General features: G+C 37.4%; 27 protein-coding genes. 18 read left to right on the forward strand and 9 right to left on the reverse strand.

Annotated elements, in window-relative coordinates:
* Positions 1 to 22: 22 nt before the first annotated feature.
* Both ACHJH3_RS05820 and ACHJH3_RS05825 read right to left on the reverse strand, forming a co-directional pair.
* Positions 23 to 2,188, reverse strand: a complete 2,166-nt coding sequence (locus ACHJH3_RS05820; RefSeq protein WP_407063970.1) for a heavy metal translocating P-type ATPase — start codon at positions 2,186 to 2,188, stop codon at positions 23 to 25.
* Positions 2,176 to 2,610: a Fur family transcriptional regulator gene (locus ACHJH3_RS05825; protein ID WP_407063971.1), complete on the reverse strand. Its 435-nt coding sequence runs from the start codon at positions 2,608 to 2,610 to the stop codon at positions 2,176 to 2,178. The genes ACHJH3_RS05820 and ACHJH3_RS05825 overlap by 13 nt, the downstream gene beginning before the upstream one ends.
* A 207-nt stretch (positions 2,611 to 2,817) precedes the next feature.
* Here ACHJH3_RS05825 and ACHJH3_RS05830 point away from each other — a divergent pair, with 207 nt between their 5' ends.
* On the forward strand, positions 2,818 to 3,027 hold the full coding sequence (locus ACHJH3_RS05830; protein ID WP_169943090.1) for a hypothetical protein: 210 nt from the start codon (positions 2,818 to 2,820) through the stop codon (positions 3,025 to 3,027).
* A 28-nt stretch (positions 3,028 to 3,055) separates the two neighbouring features.
* Here ACHJH3_RS05830 and ACHJH3_RS05835 read toward each other — a convergent pair whose 3' ends face one another.
* Complete coding sequence (locus ACHJH3_RS05835; RefSeq protein WP_169943091.1) at positions 3,056 to 3,715, reverse strand: lipid-binding SYLF domain-containing protein; 660 nt, start codon at positions 3,713 to 3,715, stop codon at positions 3,056 to 3,058.
* Positions 3,716 to 3,809: 94 nt separating this feature from the next.
* On the opposite strand from ACHJH3_RS05835, the gene ACHJH3_RS05840 reads away from it, so the two are divergent.
* The 9 genes from ACHJH3_RS05840 to ACHJH3_RS05880 all read left to right on the forward strand — a co-directional run bounded on the left by ACHJH3_RS05840 (position 3,810) and on the right by ACHJH3_RS05880 (position 11,434).
* Positions 3,810 to 4,616, forward strand: coding sequence for a M23 family metallopeptidase (locus ACHJH3_RS05840; protein ID WP_407063972.1), 807 nt, complete (start codon positions 3,810 to 3,812; stop codon positions 4,614 to 4,616).
* A gap of 67 nt (positions 4,617 to 4,683) precedes the next feature.
* The gene (locus ACHJH3_RS05845; protein WP_407063973.1) at positions 4,684 to 5,031 is read left to right on the forward strand and encodes a DUF1104 domain-containing protein; all 348 of its coding nucleotides are present in this window, start codon (positions 4,684 to 4,686) and stop codon (positions 5,029 to 5,031) included.
* Between the two features lie 192 nt (positions 5,032 to 5,223).
* A complete protein-coding gene (locus tag ACHJH3_RS05850; protein WP_407063974.1) occupies positions 5,224 to 5,739 on the forward strand; it encodes a DUF1104 domain-containing protein in 516 nt (171 codons plus the stop codon).
* A 104-nt stretch (positions 5,740 to 5,843) separates the two neighbouring features.
* Positions 5,844 to 6,506: a response regulator transcription factor gene (locus tag ACHJH3_RS05855; protein ID WP_407063975.1), complete on the forward strand. Its 663-nt coding sequence runs from the start codon at positions 5,844 to 5,846 to the stop codon at positions 6,504 to 6,506.
* Complete coding sequence (locus ACHJH3_RS05860) at positions 6,499 to 7,611, forward strand: sensor histidine kinase (RefSeq protein ID WP_407063976.1); 1,113 nt, start codon at positions 6,499 to 6,501, stop codon at positions 7,609 to 7,611. Before ACHJH3_RS05855 ends, ACHJH3_RS05860 begins: the two co-directional genes overlap by 8 nt.
* Before the next feature lie 188 nt (positions 7,612 to 7,799).
* Positions 7,800 to 8,417, forward strand: a complete 618-nt coding sequence (locus ACHJH3_RS05865; protein ID WP_407063977.1) for a trimeric intracellular cation channel family protein — start codon at positions 7,800 to 7,802, stop codon at positions 8,415 to 8,417.
* 11 nt (positions 8,418 to 8,428) lie between these two features.
* Positions 8,429 to 9,592 carry an acetylornithine transaminase gene (locus ACHJH3_RS05870; RefSeq protein WP_407063978.1) on the forward strand — a complete coding sequence of 388 codons (1,164 nt, stop codon included), beginning with the start codon at positions 8,429 to 8,431 and terminating at the stop codon, positions 9,590 to 9,592.
* Positions 9,576 to 10,568, forward strand: coding sequence for an SAM-dependent methyltransferase (locus tag ACHJH3_RS05875; RefSeq protein ID WP_407063979.1), 993 nt, complete (start codon positions 9,576 to 9,578; stop codon positions 10,566 to 10,568). The genes ACHJH3_RS05870 and ACHJH3_RS05875 overlap by 17 nt, the downstream gene beginning before the upstream one ends.
* The gene (locus tag ACHJH3_RS05880) at positions 10,565 to 11,434 is read left to right on the forward strand and encodes a fumarylacetoacetate hydrolase family protein (RefSeq protein ID WP_407063980.1); all 870 of its coding nucleotides are present in this window, start codon (positions 10,565 to 10,567) and stop codon (positions 11,432 to 11,434) included. Before ACHJH3_RS05875 ends, ACHJH3_RS05880 begins: the two co-directional genes overlap by 4 nt.
* Here ACHJH3_RS05880 and ACHJH3_RS05885 read toward each other — a convergent pair.
* Genes ACHJH3_RS05885 through fliL form a run of 3 tightly spaced genes read right to left on the reverse strand, consistent with a single transcriptional unit; the run spans position 11,424 to position 12,735 of the window.
* Complete coding sequence (locus tag ACHJH3_RS05885) at positions 11,424 to 11,876, reverse strand: hypothetical protein (protein ID WP_407063981.1); 453 nt, start codon at positions 11,874 to 11,876, stop codon at positions 11,424 to 11,426. The genes ACHJH3_RS05880 and ACHJH3_RS05885 overlap by 11 nt on opposite strands.
* Positions 11,873 to 12,217 carry a holo-ACP synthase gene (acpS, locus tag ACHJH3_RS05890; RefSeq protein ID WP_407063982.1) on the reverse strand — a complete coding sequence of 115 codons (345 nt, stop codon included), beginning with the start codon at positions 12,215 to 12,217 and terminating at the stop codon, positions 11,873 to 11,875. The genes ACHJH3_RS05885 and acpS overlap by 4 nt, the downstream gene beginning before the upstream one ends.
* Complete coding sequence (fliL, locus tag ACHJH3_RS05895; RefSeq protein ID WP_169942949.1) at positions 12,214 to 12,735, reverse strand: flagellar basal body-associated protein FliL; 522 nt, start codon at positions 12,733 to 12,735, stop codon at positions 12,214 to 12,216. The genes acpS and fliL overlap by 4 nt, the downstream gene beginning before the upstream one ends.
* A 53-nt stretch (positions 12,736 to 12,788) precedes the next feature.
* Here fliL and ybaK point away from each other — a divergent pair, with 53 nt between their 5' ends.
* Together ybaK and ACHJH3_RS05905 are read left to right on the forward strand one after the other, a co-directional pair.
* Positions 12,789 to 13,262, forward strand: coding sequence for a Cys-tRNA(Pro) deacylase (gene ybaK, locus ACHJH3_RS05900; RefSeq protein WP_407063983.1), 474 nt, complete (start codon positions 12,789 to 12,791; stop codon positions 13,260 to 13,262).
* Between the two features lie 70 nt (positions 13,263 to 13,332).
* Positions 13,333 to 14,703, forward strand: coding sequence for a phosphomannomutase/phosphoglucomutase (locus ACHJH3_RS05905; protein WP_407063984.1), 1,371 nt, complete (start codon positions 13,333 to 13,335; stop codon positions 14,701 to 14,703).
* Positions 14,704 to 14,706: 3 nt separating this feature from the next.
* Here the strand turns inward: ACHJH3_RS05905 and radA are convergent, their stop codons facing one another.
* On the reverse strand, positions 14,707 to 16,047 hold the full coding sequence (gene radA, locus ACHJH3_RS05910; RefSeq protein ID WP_407063985.1) for a DNA repair protein RadA: 1,341 nt from the start codon (positions 16,045 to 16,047) through the stop codon (positions 14,707 to 14,709).
* 231 nt (positions 16,048 to 16,278) lie between these two features.
* Here radA and brnQ point away from each other — a divergent pair, with 231 nt between their 5' ends.
* The gene (brnQ, locus tag ACHJH3_RS05915; RefSeq protein ID WP_407063986.1) at positions 16,279 to 17,610 is read left to right on the forward strand and encodes a branched-chain amino acid transport system II carrier protein; all 1,332 of its coding nucleotides are present in this window, start codon (positions 16,279 to 16,281) and stop codon (positions 17,608 to 17,610) included.
* Positions 17,611 to 17,899: 289 nt separating this feature from the next.
* Here the strand turns inward: brnQ and ftsY are convergent, their stop codons facing one another.
* Complete coding sequence (gene ftsY / locus ACHJH3_RS05920; RefSeq protein WP_407063987.1) at positions 17,900 to 18,769, reverse strand: signal recognition particle-docking protein FtsY; 870 nt, start codon at positions 18,767 to 18,769, stop codon at positions 17,900 to 17,902.
* Entirely contained in the window at positions 18,769 to 19,437 is a 669-nt protein-coding gene (locus tag ACHJH3_RS05925; protein ID WP_407063988.1) for a TlpA family protein disulfide reductase, read from the reverse strand. Before ACHJH3_RS05925 ends, ftsY begins: the two co-directional genes overlap by 1 nt.
* 71 nt (positions 19,438 to 19,508) lie before the next feature.
* On the opposite strand from ACHJH3_RS05925, the gene ACHJH3_RS05930 reads away from it, so the two are divergent.
* Genes ACHJH3_RS05930 through ACHJH3_RS05950 form a run of 5 tightly spaced genes read left to right on the forward strand, consistent with a single transcriptional unit; the run spans position 19,509 to position 24,118 of the window.
* On the forward strand, positions 19,509 to 20,138 hold the full coding sequence (locus ACHJH3_RS05930; protein WP_407063989.1) for a 5-formyltetrahydrofolate cyclo-ligase: 630 nt from the start codon (positions 19,509 to 19,511) through the stop codon (positions 20,136 to 20,138).
* Complete coding sequence (rny, locus tag ACHJH3_RS05935) at positions 20,059 to 21,612, forward strand: ribonuclease Y (protein ID WP_169942981.1); 1,554 nt, start codon at positions 20,059 to 20,061, stop codon at positions 21,610 to 21,612. The genes ACHJH3_RS05930 and rny overlap by 80 nt, the downstream gene beginning before the upstream one ends.
* An 8-nt stretch (positions 21,613 to 21,620) precedes the next feature.
* On the forward strand, positions 21,621 to 22,211 hold the full coding sequence (locus ACHJH3_RS05940; protein ID WP_172197939.1) for a lipid-binding SYLF domain-containing protein: 591 nt from the start codon (positions 21,621 to 21,623) through the stop codon (positions 22,209 to 22,211).
* A gap of 9 nt (positions 22,212 to 22,220) precedes the next feature.
* Positions 22,221 to 22,790: a DedA family protein gene (locus ACHJH3_RS05945; protein ID WP_407063990.1), complete on the forward strand. Its 570-nt coding sequence runs from the start codon at positions 22,221 to 22,223 to the stop codon at positions 22,788 to 22,790.
* Positions 22,787 to 24,118 (forward strand): DUF945 family protein, encoded by a 1,332-nt coding sequence (locus ACHJH3_RS05950; RefSeq protein WP_407063991.1) that lies wholly within the window; start codon positions 22,787 to 22,789, stop codon positions 24,116 to 24,118. The genes ACHJH3_RS05945 and ACHJH3_RS05950 overlap by 4 nt, the downstream gene beginning before the upstream one ends.
* Positions 24,119 to 24,318: the final 200 nt, after the last annotated feature.

The following is a 24,318-nucleotide window of genomic DNA, read 5'->3' on the forward strand; positions in this document are numbered from 1 at the left end:
TAAAGTTTTTTGCATATCGTTATCAACTTTTTATGCCTATTCTGCTTGAATTTGCTATGATCCCTGCGGTATGAGCTATATGTACCAGACCCGCTCCGGCAGGGTTTAGCACTCCAAGAGCGCCAAGAGCGGCTCCTAGCATATTTGTACTTGTGCCGATTTGGTAGTTTTGATTTACTACTTTAAGTGCGAATTTGCTTAGATCATAAAGCCTGATTATATCCATAGGCCTTGAGTTTGTTATGGCTATATTTGAAATTTCTATCGCGGCTTCACTTCCTCCGCTGGCAAAGGATACGCCCACATCCGCTTTGCTCATAGCAAGCGTATCGTTTACGCCGTCTCCTATCATTACGACTTTGCCGTGGGCTTTCAAATCCTCCACGATCTTAGCCTTATCATCAGGCATTAGCGAGTGATAAACTTCATCAAATTTAAATTTCTTTGCAAATGCGGTGGCTACCTTCTCGTCATCTCCCGTTAATAAAACGACCTTTTTTACGCCTCTGTTTTTTAAAGCCTGCACCGCTTCTACGCTTCCTTCTCTTATCTCGTGTTCATACGCCATAAAGCCTAGCACAACGCCGTCTTTTGCGAGATATACGATAGTGTTTGCATTGTTTTTAAATTTATCAACTTTAAAATTTACTCTTTTTATTCCGTGATTTTTGAGCAGATTTAAATTTCCAAGCAGATACTCGCTGTTTTCAAATGTCGCTTTTACGCCGAGGCCTGGCAAAATTTCGCTTTTAAATTTTGAATTTACGCTTATGCCAAGTGATTTTGTATATTCAAGGATTGAGACTGCAAGCGGGTGGGTGTTGTGGTATTCGCAGCTTGCCGCAATTTTGAAAAACTCCTCCTTGCTAACGCCTTTTTTAAGCTCAAAATGCACCAATACCGGCTTGCTTGTAGTTAAAGTGCCCGTTTTATCAAAGCAAAATACATCGCTTTGGCTGATATTTTCTAAAAATTCTCCGCCTTTTATGAGAATTCCGTCTTTTGTGGCTCTTGCTATGCCCGCACTTATTGCCGAGCTTGCCGCAAGCACGGTAGAGCAAGGACAGCTCATCACGATCATCACGCTAAAAGCTCTTAAAAACGAACCCGTCGCAAAAAACGTCCCAACGCTTAAAGCCGAGCCCAGCTTTAGCACGCGGCTAGCCAGCTTATCGGCGCTTAGCTCGCTTTGGCTTTTATTTGCAAGGCTTTTTTGCACTTCGCTAATCACTCTTGAAATATACGTTTCACTGCCCGTTGCGCTTACTTTGATGTATATTCTGCCTTTTTCAACGAGCGTATTTGCAAAGACGCTATCGTGTTTTTGTTTATAAACGCTCTCGCTTCGACCGTTTATGATAGCTTCGTTTATCTCCGCGCTTCCGTTTACGATAACTCCGTCGGCTACGATTTTCTCGCCGCTTCTACATACTATAATGTCTTTTTCTTTTATCTCTTCAAGCGGAATTTCCACTTCCAAATCCCCTTGTAGGACATACGCTTTTTTGGCATCTAAGCTTATTAAATTTTCAATCTCTCTGCGCGATTTGTTCGCCGTGTATTCTTCAAAGAGCATACTTCCTCTAAGTATGTAGATGATCTCAAATGCAGCTGTTACCTCTCCGCCTAAAATCGCGATAATAAGCGCAAATGCGATGAAGCTTTGAAGGCTGATTTTCTTCTCTTTTAGCTCGCTTAAGCCCTCTTTTAAAAGCGGGATGGAAAGATAGAGACTAAATGCGCCAAGAGCAAGTTTAGAGATAACGCCGATCGGAGTTAGCATGATATGCTCTTTAACGAAAATCACTCCTGCTATCAGAGTAAGGGCTGAAAATTTTAGAAGTTTAATTTTCCAGTTGGGTTTAGTATCCACGCTGCAAGGTAAGCAGGCTTTTGAAGCGCTTTTTGAAATCTTTTTGCTTTTATCTTTTAAGTTTGGTTTGTCTGCTAAATTTTGATCCGGGATTAAATTCGGAATGGCTCTTTTTAAATTTTTAAAAATTTCATCTAAATTTATCTTGCTCTCGTCAAAATGCAATATAAGCGAGTGGCAGTAGGGATTTAGCCTTAAATTTTTAACTTTATTTTGCAATATTTTTTCTATCTTGTCTATATTGACCGGGCTAAATTCTTTTGATTTTAGCCTCACGCGTCCATTTATTTTGGACTTTATAACTAAATTTGACATTGTGCGCAAACTCCGTAAAGTATCATTGTGTGTCCTTCGTTTTTAAATTCTCTCTCTTTGCAAATTTCATCTTGTCTTCGTTCTATCGTTTCATCGTAAAAGCTAGCTACTTTGCCGCATTTTATGCATATTATATGATCGTGATGCGATTTTAAATTTAGCTCAAATTTCTTAACTCCGCCTTCTTCAAAGCTTATGGCAAGAGCTATCTCTTCAAGAAAATTTAAAAATTGATAAATTGCCGTAAGGCTTATACTCTCTTCAAATTCATCCTTGAAAATAGCCTGTATATCGGCTGCACTTAAGTGCTCATCGCTGATATAAAGTATCTTTAGGATTCTTTCTTTTTGGATAGAATTTTTATAATTAAAGTCTTTTAAGAAAGCCGAAAATTTTGAATAGAATTTATCAAAATTTTGCATTGTGCTACTCTTTATGTTTGAAATTTTGAATTTTATTTGCAGAATTTATAATCGCTATCATAATTTATATTATAGTTAAGATAAGCTGATTTGGTTATAAAATTAAGAGTGACCCGGAAATATTTTGCGAATTTTAAGAATTATTAAAATAAGCGAATTTAAAGTTTCTTTTGGCATAATTCCGCAAAAACTTTTAAAGGGTGGAGTATGACGTACGATGAGCTTGAGCTAGACGCCGTGTTGCTGGAAGTTTTGGAAAATAGAGGCAGTTTTGAGTCAATGGATGATGAAGAGCTTTTTGAACTAATCGAAGAAGTTGCAAAATATACCGACGGCGATTACGAAGAGGCCTTTGAGTATATGACTCAATTTTCTCCAATCAATAAAAAAAGATTCGTTTCTCTTTATATGGTTTAGCCCGCGACTAAACCATATCTTCTAAATTTTAATCAAAATATTTTAGTATAACTTCTTTTAACTTTTGAGTGTATCTGCTCTCTTTTGGAGAGTTATTGTATATGTCTTCGATATTGTAGATTCTCTCATAGTAGTCATTTGTATCTTGATTATTTACTACGATGTTTGATACATTCATGCTAACGCCTACAAAAAGCCCCGAATTATCAGCAGGAGTAGTAGCCCAAGCCGAAATTTCAGGCAAATCTGTCATGACGCCTGTTTTAACACCCGATTTAAAAAACGAAGCATCTGCACTTACATCAATTGAACCTTTACCGTTTACCAGTCCGTCATACGATCTGCTTGATTTAAAAAGCAAAATTAAATCGCTTGACTGATATCCTGCCTGTACGCCAACGCCGGCACCTCTGTAATCGATAAACACAGGGCTACTCCACTCGTTATCATCGTTTCTTGCGACAAAAATTCCGCTTCCGCTATGACCGGTTATGATAACTCCGCCTTTTGTCATGTTTGGAATGATCGCGATTGCTTTAATATCTTTTAAATTGTAGCTTTTGTTTCCTCTTCCAAAGCTATCAAGTATATTAAGCGCTGTTCTTACTTTTTGATTTTGAGTAAGATCGGCAAGTCCGAATTGAAACATTACAAGCAGTCCAAGCGTAACTTTGAACAATCTATTCATATTGTTTTCCTTTTTTTGATAAACTAATTACATTATTATAGTATTTTTTTATTAAATTTAAAAATTATTTGCTAAATTTATATAAAGTGTTTACATGAAAAAGATTTTTTTAATAGTGGCAATATGCCTAAATTTGGTAGCTCAGAGCATTATAAACGGCGATGTTGAAATAGTTCAGATTGGTTCAAATTTTGCAGGAAATTTGAGTATCGACGGTAAAAAAAGAAGTTGGCATCCTCATCCAAAAGATAAAAATTTAAAATTTGCCATAGTTGCGGCAAGCTATCATAAAAAGGGCGAGGTGGTTTTAAAAAACGAGTTAAACGGCGAAATTACGAGTGTTATTTTTAAAGTGGAGCAAGGGGATTATAAAAAAGAAAAGATAAGCGTAGAGCCTTCAAAAGTAACTCCGCCAAAAGATGTCTTAGAAAGAATCGAAAAGGAGCGCAAAGAGGCTAGTAAAATTTATGCGACCTCTTCAAAAGGGCTTAAATTTAACTCCGAGTTTATTAGTCCCATGAGCTCTGTTATCACAAGCGAATTTGGAACTGCTAGAGTTTTTAACGATCTGGTTAAGAGCTATCATTCAGGAACCGATTTTCGTGCATCTATCGGCACTCCTGTAGTCTCTAGTAATGACGGTGTAGTCGTAATCGCCAAGGATAGATACTATGCCGGAGGCTCGGTTGTGATAGATCACGGAGAGGGAATTTATACGCAGTATTATCATTTAAGTAAGATTGACGTAAAGCTTGGCGCAAAGATAAAAAAGGGCGAGATAATCGGACTAAGCGGAGCTAGTGGCAGAGTTAGCGGTCCTCATCTTCATTTTGGCGTTATCGTAAACTCAGTGCAGGTAAATCCGATAAATTTCATCAAAAAGATAAACGCTCTTTTTTAGTTTGACGACTTAACTTTTTCTTCACAACTTCTTTTTAAAATCTTTTCATAACTTTTAAGGAGAAAATATGAAAAGATTAAAAATCATGAGTATATTAGTTGCTTTTAAAGCCTATTTATCGGCGAAATTTGACAAGGCTCAGTCGTGTGGATTTGCCAAAATGATAAAAAACGCCAATGCTAAGACTTTGGGCGAAATTTCATTTGAGATAGATAAAAGAGCGGCTAAGCTAAGAGTTGAAGCCGAGGCTTCAAAGCAAGACTTTAAGGCTGAGTTTGATAAAAAGATAGCCTCTATAAGCCAAGACGAGCAAGCGAAATTTAAAGAAAAATTTATCGCCAGCTACAATGAAAAAGTCTTAAATTTAAGCGTTAAAGAGGCAAACGAACTGGCACTTAAGCCTATAGAAATTTAATCCAAACAACACGGAATTTGACCGAAACTACTCGGTCAAATTTGACTTTCTTATAATCTTAAATTTACATACCAAATTTAACTAAAAAGATAAATTTAAATTCACACTATAGATTATTTTATAAATTTTGCTTAACTTTTTCTTCACAACTTTTCTTTATACTTCACTTACATTTCAACACAAGGAGAGAAGATGAAAAAGTTAGGTTTGATTGCGATACTAGTCGCGGGAAGTTTGTTTGCAGGCTCGATTAGCGATAGCTCAAATGAGCAGTTAAACAGCATGATAGCAGGTGCGGACGCAAAGACGCTAAGTGAAATTTCGTTTGAAATTAATAAGCGCGCAGGCAAGCTTGATTCGCAGATAGCGGATATAAGAGGCAACTTTAGAGAGCAGATGAGAAAGAAGATGTCTGCGATGAGTCCTGATGAGAGAGTAAAATTTATGCAAGAGTATAGAGCAATGATGAGCGATAAAATAGACGCTTTAAGTGTAAAAGAGGCTCGTGAAATGGGATTTTACGCCTATGGCGGAAGTCAAGGTAGCGGTCACGGCTGGCACTATAAATCAGGCAAAGGACACAAGATGAAAGCTTATCAAAACTGCAATCAAAATTTTAATTGCGGTATGAATCAAGCACAAGGAATGGGTATGAATAAAAACGGCGCGCAGGGATACGGTGCAGGCTTTGGCTGTATGTGGCAATAAATTTATGGCTCTTGCGTCCTTTGGCTCAAGAGCTTAAAGCTAAAATTTATGCTTTATTAAAACCAAAAATAGTAATATCCGTAAATTTAGCTTAAGGAGTAATGGTGGCTAAAATTTTAGTAGTTGAAGATGAGGCGATGCTGCTTGATATGATGTGTTCGTATCTTAGAAGCGAAAATTTTGAAGTAGAGGGTGTCAAAAGCTACAATGAGGCTTTGGATCTAGCCTATGAAAACAGCTTTGATCTATGGATATTTGACGTTAAAATCATCGGCGGCAACGGCTTTGAGCTGCTAAAAGAGCTAAGAGACGCTAGAAGACTCACTCCTTGCATATTTACTACATCTTTAAACACCATAAACGATCTTCAAAAGGGCTTTTTGAGCGGATGTGATGACTATATCAAAAAGCCTTTTGAGCTTAAAGAGCTGCTTTTGCGAGTCAATAACATCCTTAAAAGAACATTTGTGCATAACGTAAGAGAATTTGAAATGCTTGATGAAAATTTCAGCTTTGATATGAAGCAAGGAGTGCTCTATAAGGGCGAAGAGATAGTAACCATGCCTAAAAAACAAGCCAAACTTTTAACTCTTCTACTTAAAAACCGAGATAGGTTTATAAGCAGAGATGAAATTTATGAGCAAATTTGGGACTATGACGAGAGTCCAAGCGAGCTTAGTCTGCGCGTTTATATAACCGAACTGCGCAAAATTTTTGGCAAGGAGCGTATAGTAAGCGCATCAAAGCTGGGATATAGATATGTTTAAGAAACGCCATGTTTTGCCTATATTTTTGCTGTATTTTTTAACCAGCGTTGCGTTTTTGGTGTTTTTCGGCAAAGTTTTTTATGATAGAGAAAAACACTTCATAATGGACAAGGATGCATTTGATTTTAGGGATTTTAAGCGCGAACTTCAGATAAAACTTCACAACAACGGCGAGCTTGATGATGACGACTTTGACGATATGAAAGCTTATGTTGTAAATTTAAAAACGGGCGAAGTGATAGAAGATGACTTTAAGCCAAAGCAGGGTATGGGGCGTAACTACATGGATGGCGAAGAAAATGTCGTGCAGTTTAAAGTCCATGATAAAAAGGGTCAAAACGAGTATCTCGTAGCCATTAAGCGCGCTGATATTAAGGTTAAACTCTTAGCACTCAAGGCTCAAATTTTGCTCGTTTCGCTTGGAGTCTTGGCTGCGATCTTGCTAATAGCCTATCTTATCATCAGGCTATCTCTGCGCCCACTATACGCAAAGATAGAGTTTTTAGACGGATTTATCCGCGATACGACTCACGAGATAAACACTCCTTTAAGCGTGATTTTGATGAGTATAGAGCTATTTAAAACTGATCCTGAAAAATATCTTGGCAATATCAAAACCGCCGCGCATACGATATCAAATTTATACGAAGACCTTACGATCTTAAGATTAAATAAAAAATACGAAGAGAATGAGGAGGTAAATTTATCTCATGTCGTAAGCGAGAGGCTTGAGTTTTTCTCACTAAATTTAAAGCAAAAAAGCATAAATTTAACCGCCGATATCAAGGATGTCACGCTTGTAACTTCAAAATTTAAGGTGCGAAAGATAGTTGATAACCTTTTAAGTAACGCCGTGAAATACTCAAACGAAGGCGGAGATGTAAGCGTGAAGCTTGATAAAAAAGCTCTTGTTATCACAAATAGCGGACAGGGAATATCAAAAGAGAATTTGCCTCATATATTTGATCTTTACACGAGATTTGATGAGGCAAACGGAGGATTTGGCATAGGGCTTAATATCGTTAAGAAATTTTGCGACGAGCTGAAATTTAAAATAAGCTGTAAGAGCGGTAACGGCACGACGGAATTTAAAGTCGCCTTTTGATATGACTAGGTAAATTTCAAGTATTTTTAGCAGGTATCAGAGTAAAATTTATATGATATTTTTAGCTGTTTTGGCTAAATCTAAAGACCGTTTTTGGCGATGAAACTAACTGCTTAAAAGTTAAAATTCAACCAAATTTATAGCTTAAAGATGTAAAATAGCCTTTAAATTTTAACTTTAGAGCTTGTATGGACGATTTACAAATTTTTTTAATACCCGAATATATCGGTATCGCATCTGCGGCGGTTAGCGGGTTTTTGTTTGCGGTTAAGAGAAATTGCGACTGGCTTGGCATATTTGTTTCAGCACTACTGACGGCACTTGGCGGAGGATTTATGAGAGATACCATAGTATCTAGACCTCTATACTCATTTACTCACTACATGCCTTGCATTATAGTTATAGCCATGCTTGTTCTCTCCGCTCTTTTTAGGATTCACAAGCGTAGCGATATAGAGAAGAAATTCCTTTTTGTAACGACAGACGCCGTGGATCTGGTAAGCTTTTCTATCGTCGGAGCGATAATCGCCTTGCAGTATGGATATAATATCTTTGGAGTTGTTATGCTTGCGCTTTGCAACGGCGTAGGCGGCGGAATTTTGCGTGATGTTTTATTTAACGAAGTTCCTTGGTTTTTTAAAACGGGTCTTTACGCGACCGTTAGCATCGTAGTCGGTGCGGTCTATTTTGTGATGCATCATTTTGGATTTACTAATATATGGTGGATAATGGGGCTTTTTGCTTTCGGTATTGTTTTTAGGCTTTTGGCCTATTATAGGGGTTGGCACTTGCCAAGGCTTGATTAAAGGAGGATGAAATGTATCTTTTAGACACTTATGCGAGATTTGATTTTGGATTTGAGAGAGGAAACGGCTCTACGCTTTTTGATAAAAAGGGGCGAGATTATATAGATTTTGCTTCGGGTATCGGCGTAAATTCTCTTGGTCATGCAAATAAAAGCATAGTAAAAGCGATTAAAGAGCAGAGCCAAAAGATACTTCACAGCTCAAATTTATACGCTATAAAGCCTCAAGAAAAGCTCGCTAAAGCGATATCAAAGGAGCTTGGATTTAAGGCTTTTGGTTTCTTTTGTAATTCTGGTGCGGAGGCTAATGAGTGCGCCATAAAGCTAGCCAGAAAGTATGGTGCGACAAATTTTAAAGAGAAAAAATTTGAGATAATAACTCTTAAAAATTCATTTCACGGCAGAACTCTAGCTACTTTGAAGCTAACCGGACAGGATAAATTTCATCCTGAAATTTACGCTCCTTATATCGATGGCTTTAAATTTTACGGCAGTATCGGCGAGGTAATTGAAAATATAAGTGAAAAAACCGTTGCCGTTATGATCGAGCTTGTTCAAGGCGAGGGCGGTATAAACGCGCTTGATAAGAGCGAAGTAAAGCGCCTTGCAAAAGTTTTAAAAGAGAAAAAACTACTTCTTATAACCGATGAGGTTCAGTGCGGAGTGTATAGAACGGGCGAGTTCGTTACATCTAAGCTTTACGGTATAAAGCCTGATATCATCACCTTTGCCAAAGGGCTTGGCGGAGGAGTTCCTATCGGTGCTTGCGCTTGCAGGCATAGTGTATTTGCTCCCGGAGATCACGGATCTACTTTTGGCGGTAATTTTCTTGCTACTAGCACAGCACTTACCGTTTTAAGTGAGCTTAAAAAGATCAAAAAAAGCGGTAAGCTAGATGAAACGATAGAAAGTTTTAATGAAAATTTAGATGCCCTATGCTCCAAATTTCCTCAAATTTTTGATAAAAAAGAGGGTCTTGGACTAATGCTAGGACTTAGCTTAAAAGATGAAATTGATATATCAAAGCTTATAAATTTGGCAAATAAAAACCGTGTCTTGATATTAAAATCAGGAGTAAAAACGCTTAGATTTCTACCCTCCTTAAATATCAAAAAAAGCGAGATCAAAGAGGGATTTAAAAGGCTTACAAAGGCTATAAGTGAGTATAAAATTTAGCTCGTATTTTGATAATTGGCTAAATAAAAACTACTATAAAAACGGTGTTAATATAGGAAAAAATGGCGATTTTTACACATCCGTTAGCGTAGGGGGTCTATTTGGGGTTACGCTTGCTTATCATTTTTTAAATTTGCTTAAAAAGGGCGAATTCTCGTCAAATGCAAATATCGTTGAGATAGGCGCAAACGACGGCTCTATGATGGGCGATTTTATAAGCGGAATTTTTACTTTTCAGCCTGAAATTTTAAAAACTTTGAAATTTAACATCATAGAGCCTCACGCAAATTTGCGCAAAATCCAAACTCAAAATTTAAAGCAAAAATTTGGCGACGAGGTTACCATAAATCATTTTTTGCATTTAAAGGAGTGTAAATTTGATGAGGCGTTTTTCATCTCAAACGAACTATTTGACTGCTTTGCTTGCGAGGTAGCAGATGGCGATAAGATGCTTTACGTTAAGGATGATGAGCTATTTTGGGATAGTGCGGATAAAGAAATTTTGGCAATTTGCAAGAAATTTGAAATCACTAAAGGTGAGATCACAACCGGCTTAAGCGAATTTGCAAAAGATCTGGCAAATTCGGCACGCAAACTTAAGTTTATAACTTTTGATTACGGAGATATGGGCTCTAGAGGCGATATAACGCTTAGAATTTATAAAGAGCATAGAGTTTTTAGTCCGTTTGAGCTTGGAAATTTAAAAGAGTTTTTTGGAGTAAGCGACATAACTTATGATCTGAATTTCGCGCAGGTTAGGCAGGAATTTAAAGATTGCGGTTTTGATTTTAAAGGGTTTAAAAAACAGTCCGCAGCGATAGTGGATTTTGGCGGCGTGCAAGTGCTTGAATATGTGCTTAAAAACGGTGGCGAGAGCGCTTACAAAAGCTTCTTAAATCAGTTTAAGTTCCTAACTAGCCCTGAGTTTTTGGGCGAGAGGTTTAAGATGATAGAATTTGACAAAGGGATGAGATGAAATTTGTAACATTTTTTGACGGCTGTGTAAAAACGGGTATAATAAGTAGCGATAACGGGCTCATAAGCTTTGATGAAATAGGGCTTAAATTTAAAGATTTAAATGACTTTATAGAGCGTGCAAGCGATAAAGACTATGAGCTTTTAAGCGGTTTTGAGGCTCAAGCACGAGGGCTTAAGATTAGCGAGGCAAAGCTTCTTGCGCCTATCATAACGCCTCGTCAAGATATCATCTGTCTTGGCATAAATTACATGGATCACGCAGCCGAATCTGCAAAATTCAAAGGCGAAAAATTTGACGGCAAGCGCGAATATCCCGTTTATTTCTCAAAGAGAGTAAATGAGGCGGTGGGACATGGGGGCGAAATTTTAGCTCACGAAAGAGTAACGCAAAAGCTTGATTACGAGGTTGAGTTAGCTTTGATCATCAAAAAAGATGCTAAAAATGTAAGCGCAAAAGATGCTAAAGAGTATATCTTTGGCTACACGATATTAAATGATTTTAGTGCGCGAGATTTGCAAATTCGCCATAAGCAGTTTTATTTCGGCAAGTCGCTTGATACGCATTGCGCGATGGGCCCTGCGGTTATTACGGCTGATGAACTGGATAGCTCAAATTTGACCATAAAATGCTATGTAAACGGCGAGCTTAGACAGAATTCAAACACTTGTAATATGATATTTAACGAAAGATACGTGATAGAGGAGTTAAGTAGTGCTATGACGCTAAAAGCGGGCACTATAATATCTCTTGGCACACCAAGCGGAGTCGGCATGGGGTTTGAACCGCCTAAATTTCTAAAAAGCGGCGATGTGGTTCGTTGCGAGATAGAGGGTATCGGAGTGCTTGAAAATTTTATAAGCTAAATTTATACTCGCTATCGGATGATAAAACAAACCAGCATATACGCTTGCTTTGGCTAAAATTTAATCCGTCTATTGAGTAAAATTTGCGTTTATTTCCATCTTGTTTGACTATAATATCAACCTTATACGGCATAAAAGGAAGGCTTTTGAAGTGACATGAGACAACTTCATCTTTTGCTAACCTTGTCTCCTTTAAAAGCTTTGCAATGATAATTTTGTCATCGTAAATTTCAATATATCTGAAATTTAACTTATCAAAAAGATTATAAAGTAAAACCGTAGCTGAAACTACTCCCATGACAAGCTTTGCTCCATCGCTAAAGAGCATAAAGGATGTCGGAAACATAAGAAGTAAAAGTATAGGTGTGCAAGCTATAAATAAAGTAGTTTTATTTCTGCTATCAAGTCTGTATAAGAGCTTTGAGTTATTTTGCGAGTTCATTTTAATATAACTGCCGCAATAGCAAAGCCCCCGTCATGGCTTATACTTGCGTCTACTTGTGATATTTTAAAATTAGATTTAATTTTTTCTGAAAGTTTGATTTTTGGTGCGTTTTTTTCGGTTTTATAAATTTCTATATCAAAAAACGAACATTCATCGCCGATACCGCAACCAAGAGCCTTACTAACAGCTTCTTTAAGCGCGTAAAACCCTGCTAGAGTCGCATCGGTTTTTGCTAAAATGATCTCGTTTTCATTTAAAAAGCGTTTGGCAAACGCTTCGCCGTAACGCTTTTTAAGTCTTGAAATTCTCTCTATGGCAACGATATCAATCCCTATCATTGAACCACAAAGTCGGTAAAGTAGATATTTTTAAGATGACCGTCGGCAAGCACTTCGTTTATACGATCGACTATCTCGTCTTTTAGGCGATCTTTGCCCTTTATCGTGCTTACTTCCTCAAAGGTTTTAGACGACAGCGTTCTTACTATGATGTCTCTTATGAGGGGTTTTTTCTTGTCTATTTCAGGGGTTAATGCTTCGGCGTTTAGCTCCAGCTCGACCTTTGTTTTAAGAAATCTTGATCCGCTGTCGCTTAACAAATTTACGATAAATTGATCCATTGGATAGACAGGACCCATGTTTATATAGTCGGTTGAGCGCTTGATAGAAGCGTTTTTAGAAACCATTTGTCCTTGGGTTTGTCCGTCTTGCATACTGTTTGGTTGATCGTTACCGCTTAATACAAGATACGCGATAAGACCGCCTATAACTAAAAGCAATACCAAAACTATAATTATTATTATGAGAATGAAGCTATTTCCCTTTTTAGCTTGCTTTTCTTCCATCTCTTCAGCCATCAATACTCCTTTTTTTGTATAATTATATAACAAAATTTAAAAAATGAGAAAATATGATACATAAAACTAATGCGGCAAGAATTTTGGACGGTAAGAGTGTAGAGTATGAGCTGTTTGAGTATGAAGTTGATGAGAGTGATCTAAGCGCCGTTAGCGTAGCTTTAAAATGCGGAGCCGATATAACTCAAGTTTATAAAACGATAGTATGCGAGTGTGAGCCAAGAGGCTTTGTAGTGGCTTGTATACAGGGTGATTTAAGCTTGGATCTAAAAGCTTTGGCAAGAGCTAGTGGGCATAAACGTTGCGAGCTTTTAAATTTAAAAGATCTTGAGAGGATAACCGGTTACATCAGGGGCGGTTGCTCGCCGATCGGTATGAAAAAGACCTTTGATACATTTATCGATGAACGAGCTTTAAAGCAAAATTTCATTTATATAAGCGCAGGCATTAGAGGTAAGCAGTTACGACTCAATCCTTGCGACTTGATAGAGGCTGTGGGTATGAAAATAGCCTTGATAGCTAAATGATAATTAATAAAAAGATGATATAATCGGTTTTAATTTTTTAAATTTATTATATTTTAAAGAGAAGTGATTGATGCTGGAAGAAATTTTTAGAGAGTATGATATACGCGGTATTTTTGATAGAGATTTAAATGAAACCAGCGTAAAAGCGATCGGTCTGAATTTAGGTCGCGAAATGCTAAAAAGAGGCGCTAAAAACGTAAGCGTGGGATATGATGCCAGACTTAGCGCGGATGAAATTTTCGGCTGGCTTGTTAGCGGGTTAAACGGTGCCGGCATAGAAGTTTTTGATATCGGACTGCTTCCTACTCCGGTTGGCTATTTTAGCGTGTTTAACGACAAATTTGACGCAAATATCATGATAACCGGCTCTCATAATCCAAAAGAGTATAACGGATTTAAGATTACTATTTTTAAGGATAGCTATTTTGGCGCCGATCTTCAGAGGCTAAAAGATGATGTTATCTCTACGATAGAGGCTAAAACACAGATAAAAGATGATTTTGGAGCTATTAAATTCGATATCGCAAGCGAGTATAAGAAATTTATCATAGATCAGTTTGCGCACCTTAAAAATATGAAGCTAAAAATCATAATGGACTGTGCAAACGGAGCCGTAGGAGCTGTACTTCCTGAAATTTGCAAGAGTTTAAATTTGAATGCTGAAATTTTATACCCAAACCCTGACGGAAATTTTCCAAATCACCACCCCGATCCTAGCGAAGAGAAAAATTTAAAAGATATCAAAGAGGCCTTAAGAGGCGAATTTGAGATAGGATTTGGCTTTGACGGGGACGGCGATCGTATAGCTGTGCTTACTAAAAATCGCAACATAAAAGGCGATGAGCTAGCCTATCTATACTCGCTTGCCATGAAAAACCCACGCGTTTTGGGCGAGGTAAAATGCTCGCAAAATATGTATGATGAGATTGATAAAAACGGCGGCAAAAGCTTCATGGGTAAAACCGGTCATAGCAATATCAAAAAGGCTATGAAGGAGCTAAATATCGATATGGCGGCGGAAGTTAGCGGTCATATATTTTTTAAAGAGCGATATTTTGGATTTGATGATGCTTTGTATGCTATGTTTAGGGTGCTTGAACTTATACAAAAGGGCATAAATTTAGACGCAGAGCTTGATAAGCTTCCAAAGGTTTACAGCACGGACGAGATTAAGATTAGCACGACAGAGGGTGAAAAATTTAAGATAATTGAAAATTTAAAAATCAGACTTCAAGATAACTTGCAAGAGCTTCCAGAGATAAAAGAGATTATCGATATAGACGGTGTTCGCGTTAGATTTGATGATGGTTGGGCGCTTGTAAGAGCTTCAAATACTACTCCGGTTATAGTTACTAGATTTGAAGCTAAGGATGAGCAAACGCTTGCAAAACTTCAAAATGCTTTTTTAAACTTAGTAGAAAATATAAAAAATAATACTTAATAATTACATCCACTCTAAAACCTGTGTGATATCGCTTGTTGTGAAGCATTTAAGACCTTGATTATCAAGCGGTTTTGAAGGGATGATGGCGTTTTTAAATTTTTGTGTTTTTGCCTCTTTTAGTCGTTGATCTAGGTTAAAAACTTCCCTTATTTCGCCGTTTAGACTAAGTTCGCCTATAAATACGCTTTCTTTGCTAATCGGGCGATTTTTAAAGCTGCTTATGATAGCCGCTATTACCGCCAAATCCGCTGCCGTTTCACTCACTTTAACTCCGCCTGAAACGTTTATAAACACATCATAATGCCCAAGCGGAATTTCTAGCTTTCGCTCAAGTAGCGCTAAAAGCATATCAAGGCGATTTTTTTCATAGCCTGTGCTACTTCGTTTAGGATAGCTGCTTTCGCATACCAAGGCTTGAATTTCAACACTTAGCGCGCGTGAACCCTCCATTATGATAGTTATTGCCGAGCCGCTAACTGCTTTTCCTCGAGTAAAAAATTTGCTTGAGATATCGTTTGCGCTGATTAATCCTTGAGAACTCATCTCAAAAATCCCGACTTCGCTAGTTGAGCCAAATCGGTTTTTAAACCCTCTTAGTATCCTAAGCTCTCTGCTTGCGTCGCCTTCAAAATAAAGCACGACATCAACCATATGCTCTAGAATTCTAGGACCTGCTATGGAGCCGTCCTTGGTGATGTGTCCGATGATAAAAACACAGATATTTTCGTTTTTGGCTAGGCGCATTAGCTCAAAAGTTATCTCGCGTACTTGCGATACGGAGCCTGGAGCCGAGGCGATCTTTTCGGAGTATAGTGTTTGTATCGAGTCTATAACAAGTACCTTGTAATCATTTTTTCTGATTTCGGCCATAATGTTTTCAAGTAAAATTTCAGTGAGCAGAAAAAGCCCGTCTTTTACGGCATTTAACCTATCGGCTCTGATTTTTATCTGACTTGCGCTCTCTTCGCCGCTTACGTAAAGAGTCTTTTTGTTTTGAGAGGCTAAATTCGAAGCTATTTTTAAAAGAAGCGTTGATTTGCCTATGCCGGGACTTCCTCCAATTAGTACTAAAGAACCCTCCACGACGCCTCCGCCAAGCACTAAATCAAGCTCTTTATCCTGAGTGCTTATGCGTGAAATTTGCTCTATCTTTATATCTTTTATCTCTTTTGCAAGAGCTGGAGAATTTGATGTTTTTGAAATTTCATCCAGTACTTTAATCTGAGTCTTGCTAAGCTCTAAAAAACTATCCCAAGAGCCACATTCAGGGCACTTGCCTACCCATTTACTTTGCTGATTTCCACACGCTTGACATTCAAAAATAGTTTTTGCTTTAGCCATTTTTATCCTTTTTGTCGATTATACTTAACCTTTTATAAAATTTACGAAAATAGTGAATTTAAATTTTTGTATTCTTAAATTTGTTTAATCAAAATTTACACAAATTTCATTTATCTATTTCAAAACGAAACATAGTTTTAATAAATTTTAATAAAATAGCACCAAAATAAATTTATTTTAAACTTAATAAAAATAAAATTAACGGTTAAAGTTTTTGAAATGGAGGTTTTTATGAAACCCGGATTAAGTAAAAATCAGTTTTTGGTTATCTCATTAACGCTTTTTGCCATGTTTTTTGGTGCGGGCAATTTCATCTTCCCGCCGACTTTGGGTAAGGATGCGGGAGAGAATTTTTATATAGCTATTATGTTTTTTTGCGCTACCGCGGTTCTTTTACCCGTTCTTGGGGTTGCAGGCATAGCAAGAGCTAAGGGTTTGCAAAATTTAGTTAGACGCATAGATCCCGTTTTTGCGATAGTTTTTACGGTTCTTTTGTATCTTACGATAGGGCCTCTTTTTGCCATACCAAGAGCGGCTAATATGCCTTTTGATATAGCGATTAAGCCGTTTATAGAGGCTAGTAATCTTCAAATTTGGCTCTTTGTATATTCGGCGGCCTATTTTGCGCTTAATTACTATGTATGTTTAAATCCTTCAAGGCTTGTTAAACTGCTTGGAAGATACCTTACGCCTTTGCTTTTGGTACTTATACTTTTGCTTTTTGGGGCAGGATTTTTATACCCTATCGGAGAATTCGGAACGGCAGTGGGAGAGTATACCAATCACGCCGCATCAAAGGGATTTGTGGAGGGTTATCAGACTATGGATGCTTTAGCTTCGCTTGCCTTTGGTATCATCGTAATTAACGCTATCAAAGATAACGGAGTTCATGATGAGCGTCATATGGTCGTTTCTACGATTAAGGCCGGAATGATGGCGGGAATTATTTTGATGGTGATATATCTTATGCTTGGATATCTTGGTGCAACTTCAGCCGAGTTATTTAAGGATACTACTGAAATAAACGGTGCGGCTCTTTTGTCAAAAGTCAGCGATTATTACTTCGGTAAGATAGGTGTCGTTATACTGGGTTCTGCATTTTTTCTAGCCTGCCTAACTACCACTCTTGGGCTTATAACTTCTGCGAGCGAGTATTTTGAGGAGCTTACAAACGGCAAAGTGAAATATAAAATTTGGGTTGTTTTGTGGTGTTTAATAGGCTTTGGCGTGGCAAATTTCGGTCTTACTACCATTATAAAAGGCAGCATCCCCGTTCTTGTCGCAATATATCCTATAGCAATTATCTTGATAATTCTTTCGCTTATTAATCCTATTATCGACTCAAGCAAGCTTGTATATCGCTCTTGCGTCTATACTTGCGTTGTCGTTGGGCTAGTAAACGGACTTGATATCATAGGCGTATCTATACCGCTTTTAACTCCGTTTGTAAAAACTATGCCTTTTTATGACGCAATGCTCGGATGGATAGTGCCTAGCCTTGTTATTTTTGCTATAAGTTACGTTGCTTATCTGATGTTTGAAAAAAGAGAGGGAAGCTTTTAAAATTTAGCCGATTTGTCGGCTAAATTTTACTTCTTATGATTAATTTATCAACTTTAAATTTCATCTAGTTTTTTAGATTATTAATCTTTTTATAAAAATTTAATTACGTTTTAAAACGAGCTTAGCAGGTTGATATTTTATTGATCTTAATTAGACTTGCGTAAAATACAATTTATAGTCAAATTTAGATATTTGCATCCATGGCTAGCAGAGGAAGGATTAATTTTGGCATGCAAATAAAATTAGCCTTAATTTATTTTTGTTACACAAAATTTTGATAGCTAAAATTTCAGCTATACATCTCGTCTACTAAGGTGTCCACGAATTCGTTAGGCTCAAATTTAACTAGATCGTTCATGCTTTCACCGACTCCGATGTAGAGTATAGGTAGTTCAAGCTCTCTTGCTACTCCAAACAGCGCTCCGCCCTTAGGCGTGCCGTCAAGTTTTGTGATGATAACGCCGTCAAGCTTAACTATGTCGTTAAACGCCTTAGCTTGAGCAACTCCGGCATTGCCTTGAGTGCCGTCAAGCACCAAAATTTTACGATGAGGCGCGTTTTCATAAGCTCTAGCACTTATTCGAACTATCTTGCTAAGCTCATTTGCCAAATTTGTCTGATTTTGAAGTCTGCCGGCGGTATCTAAAAGTACGTTATCTATGTTTTTTGCGAGTGCTGAAGAGATAGTATCAAAAGCGACCGCTGAAGGATCATGCCCTTGGCTTGTAGCTATGATAGGAACTTCTATGCGTTTTGCCCACTGTTTTAGCTGTTCGATTGCTCCTGCTCTAAATGTATCGCAAGCTCCTAAAATAACGCTTTTATTAGAAGTTTTGTATAAATTTGCAAGTTTTGCGATGGTTGTAGTTTTACCCGCACCATTTACGCCTAAAATAAGCTCCACAAAGGGCTTATCCGGCTTTATCTCCGCGACGTTTTCGTATATGAAATAGTTCTTTAAAATTCTCTTTAGATCATCTTTTTTAACCTCGTCTTGAGGCGGAAGATAATAGATGATCTCTTCGACTATCTCGTAGCTTACGTCAGCTTCTAAAAGCATATCTTCTAAAATTTCTTTTGAAATTTTTTTATCCGCCGGTCTTGAAGAGCGAATCGCCTCAAGTGTTTTGTCAAGCCCCTTTTTAAAAAACCCAAACATCAGTTAATCACCTTGCTTATATCGCTTTCTAGCATCTCTTCAGGAACCAGCCCTACGTAGTGAGTTGCGTATGTCCCGTCCGGCTTATAAAGCACCATATACGGTATGCCGACAACTCCGCCTAAAGACTTTGCGAAGTGGAAGTTGTTCGCGCCGTAAGTTATATCAAATTTTACCTTGTAATGCTTAGCAAACGCTTCAATCTCGTCTTTTGCCTTATCCTCCATCAAAATGCTTATGATTTTAAGCTTGCCTTTAAATTTATCTTGCAAGTTGTTTAAGTGCGGTATCTCTGCCTTACAAGGAGGGCACCAAGTGGCAAAAAAGTTAAAAAGTATCGCCTGATCATTTCCTTCAACCTTGACTCCGCGATCAAATTTTTGAAGTTTTATCTTCTCTTCGTTTAAAAACGTAAGCTCAAATGGATCGTTTGAAGTTGCGTCATCTTTTTTGGCTGTCTCTTTTTTAACTTCTTGCTTTTGCTCTTCTTTTATTTCCGCTTGTTTTACCTCTTGATTTGTCTGGTTATCGCTCTGTTTTATCTCTTTGAATTCGCTTGTTTTGGCTGATTGCACACTTGGAGTATTGCTGCTTGATTTTTTATCGTCCCCGCTGCAACCGCTTACAAAAAATATTAAAAATGTTATAATCAGTAGTCTGAATTTCATATGGTTTCCTGTTGTTAAATTTGAAGTTCAGCGTGAATTATACATTACTTTCATAAAATGAGTGTTAAATTTTGCAAAAAGAAAATTTTAGAAAAGATAGCAGAACAAGAATAAAAAGAGAGCTTAAATTCAAGGCTAAGTCATCGCATTATAAGATGTTTGAGCCGCTATTAAATTTGCTTGACGAGTTAAGACCTAAGCGAATTTTGATATTTACTCCTCTGCCGTCCGAGCCGAATTTGCAAATTTTAAAGAGAAAATTATGTAAAAAATATGAAATTTTTATTCCGTTTATGTTTGATATTAGTTTAAAAATGGTAAAATCAAAACTTCCGCTAAGGCGTTCAAAATTTGGGATTAAAGAGCCTATCTCGCCTAAATTTTTAAACAAGCGGATAGACGTAGCTATCGTTCCCGTCCTTGGGGTTGACGGAAATATGGCTAGGATAGGGCACGGAAAAGGTTTTTATGATAGATTTTTTAGTGATTTACCTTACCGACCTATTGTGATATTTGTTCAGATTAAAGAGAATTTTATCGATAAAATCATCACTCAAAATCACGATATCCAAGGTGATTTTTACATTACCCCTACCAAAAATTATATAAAAAGAGGAACTTATGATAGAAGTTTTAGTAGGATTAGGAGCAGGTGCGGTGGGCGTTGGTGCAGGATATCTTGTCGCCAAAAAGATAAATGACGCAAACTATAATATATTTTTAGAACAGGCAAAAGCAAAAGCAAAGGCAATCGAGTATGAGGCGGAATTAACGCTTAAAAACTCTAAAATTTCAGTTCAAGAGGCTGAATTTGAAGCCAAGAAAAAATATGACGATAAGACAATTAAGCTACAAAAAGAGTACGGGCAGAAATTTGATGAGCTTGGCAAGAGAGAGCAGGCTCTTTTAAACGAACAAGAAATTTTAAAAGAGAGCAAAGACGAGCTTGAAAGATCAAAAACCGAAGCTAAAAATTTATACGAAGAGGGCGTAAATTTAAAGGTAAGCTATCAAGCTAAACTGCAAGAAGCGCTTAAGGTACTTGAGCATGCGGCGGGTTTAACAGAAGAAGAGGCTCGTGAAGTCGTGCTTAAGAAGGTTGAAGAAAAGAGTCGCGCAGATATCGCTCATATCGTAAGAAAACATGAAGAAGAGGCTAAAAGAGAAGCTAAAAAGAGGGTAAATTACATCCTTGCTCAGGCTACTTCGCGCTTTGCGGGCGAATTTGCGGCTGAGAGACTAATTAATGTCGTAAATATCAAAAACGATGAGCTAAAGGGCAGAATCATCGGAAAAGAGGGGCGAAACATCAAGACCCTTGAGATGGTTTTAGGCGTTGATATCATAATTGACGATACTCCTAACGCGATTATATTAAGCAGCTTTAATCTTTACAGACGCGCAATCGCCACGAGAGTCATAGAGCTTTTGGTGGAAGACGGACGAATTCAGCCTGCAAGAATTGAGGATATACATAAAAAAGTATGCGAAGAATTTGAAGCCAGCATAATGGAAGAGGGCGAAAATATAGTAATAGATCTTGGTCTTAGCAAGATGCATCCTGAGATCGTAAAGCTAATAGGCAAGCTCAAATTTAGAGCTAGCTACGGACAAAACGCACTTGCACATAGTCTTGAAGTGGCTCATCTTGCAGGTATCATAGCTGCAGAAACGGGCGGAGATGAGAAGCTTGCAAAAAGAGCGGGAATTCTTCATGATATAGGCAAGGCTTTAACTCACGAATACGAGGGAAGCCACGTTGATTTGGGTGCTGAAATTTGCAAACGCTATAAAGAACACCCTGTCGTTATAAATGCTATATATGCTCACCACGGTCATGAAGAGGCAACAAGCGTAGAGAGCGCTGCCGTTTGTGCGGCCGACTGCTTAAGCGCGGCGCGTCCGGGTGCTAGAAGAGAGGTTCTTGAAAGCTTCTTAAAACGCGTTGAAGAGATAGAAAATATCGCAAAAAGCAAAGAGGGTATCAAGCAAGCTTATGCTATCAACGCAGGACGTGAAATTCGCGTTATAGCCAATGCAAAACTTATAAATGACGATGAAGCGGTACTTGTAGCTAAAGAGATAGCGCAAGAGATCGAGGATAAGGTTCAGTATCCGGGCGAAATAAAAGTAAATGTCATTAGAGAAGTTCGTGCGGTTGATTACGCTAAGTAAGGTATTTGATGAAGAAAATTTTACTGATAATTTTTAGTGCGATTTTGCTCTTTGCAAACGATGAACTTGTGCTTGACGCCTCAAATTCATTTACCTTAACGATGAGAAAAAACAGCTCCGCTCCGACAAAGGCGCTTATGCAAAACGCAAAGGCGGTAGTTGTATTTCCTAGTGTGAAAAAAATAGGTCTGGTTCTTGGCGGTATGCACGGCAAGGGTATAATGGTGCTGGGCAATCCTTACTCGCCAAGCGAGCTTGTGCCAGTAGAGATAAGCGGTGGAAGTATAGGGCTTCAGATAGGTTATGAAAACAGCTCTCTAGTGCTATTTATAATGAAAGATAGCCTTATAGAAGATATCAAGCAAGGAAAAATAACCATAGAGGCTGGAGCTTCGTTTGCGTTTGGAGATATAGGCGATAACTACGCTAAGATGAGCGATTTTAGCTTTTCAAGCAGTATATATGCCTACGCAAGCAATGATGGATTTTTCGCAGGAGCAAGCTTTGGTGGGGCAGTAATATCAAAAAGCAACGAAAGCTCTCCTAAGATGGACTCATACGGCTTTTCATCTTTGATGAACGCTTTTTCTAAATTTTAAGGATAGCTCTTGCAAGATATGCTCACATCGCTATCCACTTATGGATATATAGTTTTATTTTTGTACTCTCTTGGCGGCGGTATGATTGCCATCATCGCCGCAGGGGTTTTGAGTTATGCCGGGAAAATGGATTTAAGCGTAAGTATCGTGGTTGCAACAGCAGCAAACACCATAGGTGATATGATGCTTTTTTATGTAGGCCGCTACAACAAACAAGCCGTTATGCCCTATCTTGCAAACCATAAACGCAAGCTTGCATACTCGCATATTTTGATGAAAAGACACGGGGATAAAGTGATATTTATGCAAAAATTTGTTTATGGCATAAAGACCTTGGTCCCTATCGCTATAGGTCTTACGAAATATCCTGTGGTCAAATTTGGTGTTTTAAATTTGCTTGCCTCTATCCTCTGGGCTATTGCGCTTGGTGTGGGAAGCTTTTATATGGGTGAAATTTTTATAAATATAGGCTCGTATTTCGGCTCGCACGGCTGGATTATGCCTATTGTTATGTTTGTGCTTTTGGGTTCTATTTGGTTTTATCTGCAACAAGTAACTAAAAAAAAGGAAAAAAATTGAAGAAAATTTTAATATTTGTAACGGTTTTGGCTGCTTTGATATTTGGAGGGCTTAAATTTTACTCTATGAAAGTGGAGGAGAAATTTTATAGCGTTCTTAATAGTATAAAGAGTGTAGAGGCTGTTGCGGTAGAAAATGAGAAATTTAGCGGAGGATTTTTTGCTTCTAACGGAAATTTTGATGTTGTTATCAAAAAAGATAGCATAAACAATCTTTTTGCTCTTAATAAAGAAGATGGTCTTAAGGAGGATTTAAAACTTAAAATCACTTCTTCTATAAGTCATGGAGTTTCAAATTTGATAAATGGAATTGAAACTATCGGTGATGTAGAGCTAGCAAGCGAAAATTTAAAAGATGTATCAAATAAAATTTTTGACACTGCCAAGCCTCTTAAATTTAAAGTGATCGAAAAGATAGGCGGAGATAAAAACGCCCGTTTCGAGCTTGTTAAGATAGACAAAGAAGCCGATGGAGTTAAATTTAATATGGCTGATACCTTTATGGATTTTAAGCTTGATGATACTTATAAAATTTTGCAGAGCAAAATTTCAAATGACTTTATAAAAGTTAATGACGATTCTATGGATATTACTTTCGAGGGTATCCATTATGATGTTAAATACGAAAAACCTCTTGATATCTCAAGTCTTGCAAACTATACTTTCGCCAATGATGTCGCTAAGACCAATATCAAAAAAATAGGCTTAAATTTTATGCAAAATTCGCTAGATATAAGCGACATATTTAGTGATACTAAACTGATAACAGACAGCCAAACTATAGCTCAGGTTGATAGCACTAAAATTTCTAAAATCAAGTATGATGATATAGAGCTTGTTGATTTTGTTATAGATACAAGAGTTGAGAATATCGATAAAAAATCCATAGAAGGTATTTTAAATTCTAAAGTTAAAGATGACGAACTGTATTTTCAAGAGCTTCAAAATATGTTTCAAACGATACTTCAAAGAGGACCTAAGCTCGTGTTTGAAAAGCTAAATTTTAAGAATAGCGACAATAAAACCTATGAGTCGAATTTGGAAATTTCATTAGATCCTTCAAGCGGGCAAGATTTTTCTATGATGTACAATATTATGAGAATTTTAAATTTAAACGGATATATTAAGATAGACACTACGCCTGGTGAATTTCTGTTTAAAAATTTACAGGATCAAAAGGCTATGATTGATCAAAGCTTGCTTGATAGTGGAGTTTTTGTGCAAAACGGCAATAGCTATGAATCTAAATTTAACTACAATAAACGCACTCAGGATATTATTTTTAACAATAAAATTTCTCTTAAAACTTTTTTAGCTACGATGTTTTAATAAATTTTATAAATTTGCACGCTTAGACTAGTTTTTTATCTTAGTTTAAGCGTGATTTCTATATACTTCAATTTCCGCTTCACAAAAACGGATAACAACAATTAAACTAAAATTTAATCGTCATGTTCTCTAACTTAACATTGTTAAACTAATTAGTCAATCTTTGAAATCTAAACAAGTGATCGATTGAGCCAATTTAC

This window comes from Campylobacter canis (assembly GCF_045504005.1).
Lineage (GTDB): Bacteria > Campylobacterota > Campylobacteria > Campylobacterales > Campylobacteraceae > Campylobacter_A > Campylobacter_A canis.

Coding starts and splice junctions, on each gene's coding strand:
- ACHJH3_RS05820 (WP_407063970.1), bottom strand. CDS start 2,188: ATGTCAAATTTAGTTATAAAGTCCAAAATAAATGGACGCGTGAGGCTA.
- ACHJH3_RS05825 (WP_407063971.1), bottom strand. CDS start 2,610: ATGCAAAATTTTGATAAATTCTATTCAAAATTTTCGGCTTTCTTAAAA.
- ACHJH3_RS05830 (WP_169943090.1), top strand. CDS start 2,818: ATGACGTACGATGAGCTTGAGCTAGACGCCGTGTTGCTGGAAGTTTTG.
- ACHJH3_RS05835 (WP_169943091.1), bottom strand. CDS start 3,715: ATGAATAGATTGTTCAAAGTTACGCTTGGACTGCTTGTAATGTTTCAA.
- ACHJH3_RS05840 (WP_407063972.1), top strand. CDS start 3,810: ATGAAAAAGATTTTTTTAATAGTGGCAATATGCCTAAATTTGGTAGCT.
- ACHJH3_RS05845 (WP_407063973.1), top strand. CDS start 4,684: ATGAAAAGATTAAAAATCATGAGTATATTAGTTGCTTTTAAAGCCTAT.
- ACHJH3_RS05850 (WP_407063974.1), top strand. CDS start 5,224: ATGAAAAAGTTAGGTTTGATTGCGATACTAGTCGCGGGAAGTTTGTTT.
- ACHJH3_RS05860 (WP_407063976.1), top strand. CDS start 6,499: ATGTTTAAGAAACGCCATGTTTTGCCTATATTTTTGCTGTATTTTTTA.
- ACHJH3_RS05865 (WP_407063977.1), top strand. CDS start 7,800: ATGGACGATTTACAAATTTTTTTAATACCCGAATATATCGGTATCGCA.
- ACHJH3_RS05870 (WP_407063978.1), top strand. CDS start 8,429: ATGTATCTTTTAGACACTTATGCGAGATTTGATTTTGGATTTGAGAGA.
- ACHJH3_RS05880 (WP_407063980.1), top strand. CDS start 10,565: ATGAAATTTGTAACATTTTTTGACGGCTGTGTAAAAACGGGTATAATA.
- ACHJH3_RS05885 (WP_407063981.1), bottom strand. CDS start 11,876: ATGAACTCGCAAAATAACTCAAAGCTCTTATACAGACTTGATAGCAGA.
- acpS (WP_407063982.1), bottom strand. CDS start 12,217: ATGATAGGGATTGATATCGTTGCCATAGAGAGAATTTCAAGACTTAAA.
- fliL (WP_169942949.1), bottom strand. CDS start 12,735: ATGGCTGAAGAGATGGAAGAAAAGCAAGCTAAAAAGGGAAATAGCTTC.
- ybaK (WP_407063983.1), top strand. CDS start 12,789: ATGATACATAAAACTAATGCGGCAAGAATTTTGGACGGTAAGAGTGTA.
- ACHJH3_RS05905 (WP_407063984.1), top strand. CDS start 13,333: ATGCTGGAAGAAATTTTTAGAGAGTATGATATACGCGGTATTTTTGAT.
- radA (WP_407063985.1), bottom strand. CDS start 16,047: ATGGCTAAAGCAAAAACTATTTTTGAATGTCAAGCGTGTGGAAATCAG.
- brnQ (WP_407063986.1), top strand. CDS start 16,279: ATGAAACCCGGATTAAGTAAAAATCAGTTTTTGGTTATCTCATTAACG.
- ftsY (WP_407063987.1), bottom strand. CDS start 18,769: ATGTTTGGGTTTTTTAAAAAGGGGCTTGACAAAACACTTGAGGCGATT.
- ACHJH3_RS05925 (WP_407063988.1), bottom strand. CDS start 19,437: ATGAAATTCAGACTACTGATTATAACATTTTTAATATTTTTTGTAAGC.
- rny (WP_169942981.1), top strand. CDS start 20,059: ATGATAGAAGTTTTAGTAGGATTAGGAGCAGGTGCGGTGGGCGTTGGT.
- ACHJH3_RS05940 (WP_172197939.1), top strand. CDS start 21,621: ATGAAGAAAATTTTACTGATAATTTTTAGTGCGATTTTGCTCTTTGCA.